General features: G+C 30.0%; 2 protein-coding genes. Both read right to left on the reverse strand.

Features of this window, described 5'->3' with window-relative positions:
• Nucleotides 1–228 precede the first annotated feature (228 nt).
• Complete coding sequence (locus CXF54_RS12840) at nucleotides 229–1,194, reverse strand: hypothetical protein (RefSeq protein ID WP_101203858.1); 966 nt, start codon at nucleotides 1,192–1,194, stop codon at nucleotides 229–231.
• A gap of 535 nt (nucleotides 1,195–1,729) precedes the next feature.
• Nucleotides 1,730–2,527 (reverse strand): hypothetical protein, encoded by a 798-nt coding sequence (locus CXF54_RS12845; protein WP_101203859.1) that lies wholly within the window; start codon nucleotides 2,525–2,527, stop codon nucleotides 1,730–1,732.
• Nucleotides 2,528–2,993 lie beyond the last annotated feature (466 nt).

Here is a 2,993-nt window from a genome sequence, read left to right on the forward strand (position 1 = left end):
CTTTACAGCTTGCAGGTAACGGTCTTGTGTATGAAACGTAGCGTATAAATAAACGCTAACTTTTCGGATTTAGCACGAGCCGAATTTTTTATTTTTATGTTTAATTTTCTTTTATAAATATAACCAAATAAAAAATTTGGCGTACTTTGTAAATATACAAAAACCTCTCGGAAAGCCTATAATAGCTATGTTTTATACACGTTGTTAGGCAACGTTTTATTTTCGTTTTTATATTCCAATCATTATATGTTTAATAGTCTCATCACTATTAAAAAAGATTTCTAAATTCGGTTCGCGATACCAAAACCTCTCTTGTTTTCCACCTCCACTTTTTCGCTCATCAGGTTTTGGCAATTTCCGCTCAATCTTTCTTTTTTTGTATTTAAAATTTATGTCGCTCCATAATGTTCCTTTGTAATCTTTGGTAATAAAAATTCTCATTAGGGAATCATTAGAGGCAAATTTAAATTCTATACCATCTGGACCATTTTCAATGAAATAACTATCATCATAATAACTATTTATAGTGTCATTGCCTAAGCTACTCATTAATTGTACTAATTCTTTGTCAGTTGATTTGAGACCAATGACTTTCTTTAAATTCTCAAACTTAATATTAGATGAATTGTTCTCATAGTTTTTATTATCAATACAAGGATATTTTGCATTATCTTCGAGTGTAAGTCTTTTGATAATTTCGTCAAAACTTGGCATTTTAGCTTTAGTTTTTAAAATCAATTTTTTATTCCAATAATTTGAAGCTAAATCCATTTGGCTTTGAGTTATACTTAAACCATCTCCAGAAATCCATTCCCAATTAATTCCATTGTAAATATGATGCCATCCAACAGATTCTTTACAATTTTTGCGAATATATTTAGTTCCAATTCCTTCAATTCTTTTTTCAGTGTCTTTGTATATTCGAGTTAGAATTATGTGAGAAGCTACTGATTTTTCAGGGATTCTTAAAGCACTCAACATCTGATTTGTTATGGGTTTTCCAATTTCTACTAACTTATTAGAAATCGAATCAGTTTGAGTTAAAACTAAATCATAGTTACAATCAATTGTCACAGATTCCCAATTCAATTTATCGATAAGTTCAGAAATCCGTTTTTCAGATTCAGTTTGACCAAATGATAAGCCAGTTATCAAATAAAATACTAAAAGTAAAATGGTTTTCTCAATGTTCATTTCAAATGTTGCCTAACGGTTTTGTATAAAAATAGTTGCGTTTTTGCGTGCGAGGATTTTCCGAAGGAAAATCAGATGTAGTAAAATAGCAACGACTTTTAAAATTAGTTCTAAATATAGCAATTTTTTTTATGCGTTGTTAGCTACTTTTACAAGACATTCGAGTAAGTACGCTTTTTTTATTCCGCTAAATTGCTCAATTCTGAGTGAAGTCCGAAAAGTGATCTTCTTTTTTTAATTCCGTTAGAGTGGCTATTCCGCAACTTGCTAAATTCCGCAAGAGTAAATTCAGGAGATGAGTAAATTATTCCGCAATATTTGATTCCGATTTTGAGTGGTTCTTTCAGCGTAAAGTTTGGCAGATTTCTGGTTGGTAATTTTTCCGAGTAATTGTAGCTAACGTTGTTGTGTATGATTAGTTGCATTGTTTAAGCATTGAATTTACTAAATAAAGCACGAACGGCGAAATTCCGAAGGAATTTCCCAAGTGAGCTAAAACCAGCAATTAATTATACACGGTGTTGTACATAGTACTTTATTCAATTTTAGGAACTCCAAATACTCCTCCTAAAAAACTACCTATCAATCTTGATATGTCATTTCCACTTGCTTTGTCAATATTCATAAAACTTGTAAATTTCTTTTTAGACCATTTAATAATAGTGCCAAAAGAAAGACTCCATTTGTATTTCACTTCAGACACAGTCATTCGGGACATATTTTCCTTTAATTCTTCTAAGTTTTCCTTTGCCTTATTTAAATCTTGATATTTTTCGGAAGTTTTATCCTCTATTTCTTTTAATTCTATTTCTAAAAATTTTTCTTGTTTTTCAATTAATATTATTGCTAATTCTTGTTTTTCGGATGCGAGAGGTAATTCGTCTTCAAATTCGTTAAAAGTCATTTTTTGTTGAATTTCATTTGAGTAAAATTCTATTATTCTGTCTTTAATAAAGAAATCTAAAGGATTGTCTAGTTTGTCAGTTAAAATAATATTCTCTTCCCATTTTGTCAAGTCTGTTGCTAGTTGACTTGATGATTTTTTGTCAAATAAAATTCTCTTTTGAGTGGTTTTTTTACTTGAATCTTTTGTTTCAGGATAATAGTTCCAACCTATATAATCTCCGTCTATTACGAAATTTATTTCAAAAAAGAAATTACTGTCTTTGATTGTGTATTTTGTTTTTATGCTTTCATAATTTATACTATTAAAGCTAACTTTAGAAGAAGTAGCATTTAATTCTGTTTTTTTACGAAAAGGAATTAATTTTTCATTAAAATTATTCAAAAGAGTAATTAATGAAATTGGTAATTTTTTAGTAATATCTATCATTCTTTTTCGCAGTTTGTGGTATTATGTACAACGTGCTTGTGCATGACTTAGTATGCGTTGTTAAGTCAACTAAATTAATAAATAAAAACTAACCATTAGTGAAATTCGGCAGAATTTCACGATACGCATAAAACAAGCATATTAATTATGCACGTTGTTGCCACGCGTGGAATTTCGCTAATTATTTCACATAATCAATGTAATTCCGTTTGAGTGAAATTCAACACAACAGTTGGAATTCGGCAATAGATTCATCCGCTTTCAATTCGGATTTGAGTGAGGTTCAATAGTCTGAATTTCACACAAGGCTGCTTAAATTCCGTAAACTATATAAATTCCGTTTGATCAGAATTCCGCAAGAGTGAAATTCAGTTTACGGTAAGTTTTTCGGAGTTTGAGTCGGCAGAAATTCGGTTATTTTAAAGTCCTATTTTTTCAGTTTGAGTGGAATTCCGCTATGCTTGGC

The organism is Olleya sp. 1-3, assembly GCF_002836085.1.
In the GTDB taxonomy this organism is placed as follows: Bacteria; Bacteroidota; Bacteroidia; order Flavobacteriales; family Flavobacteriaceae; genus Olleya; species Olleya namhaensis.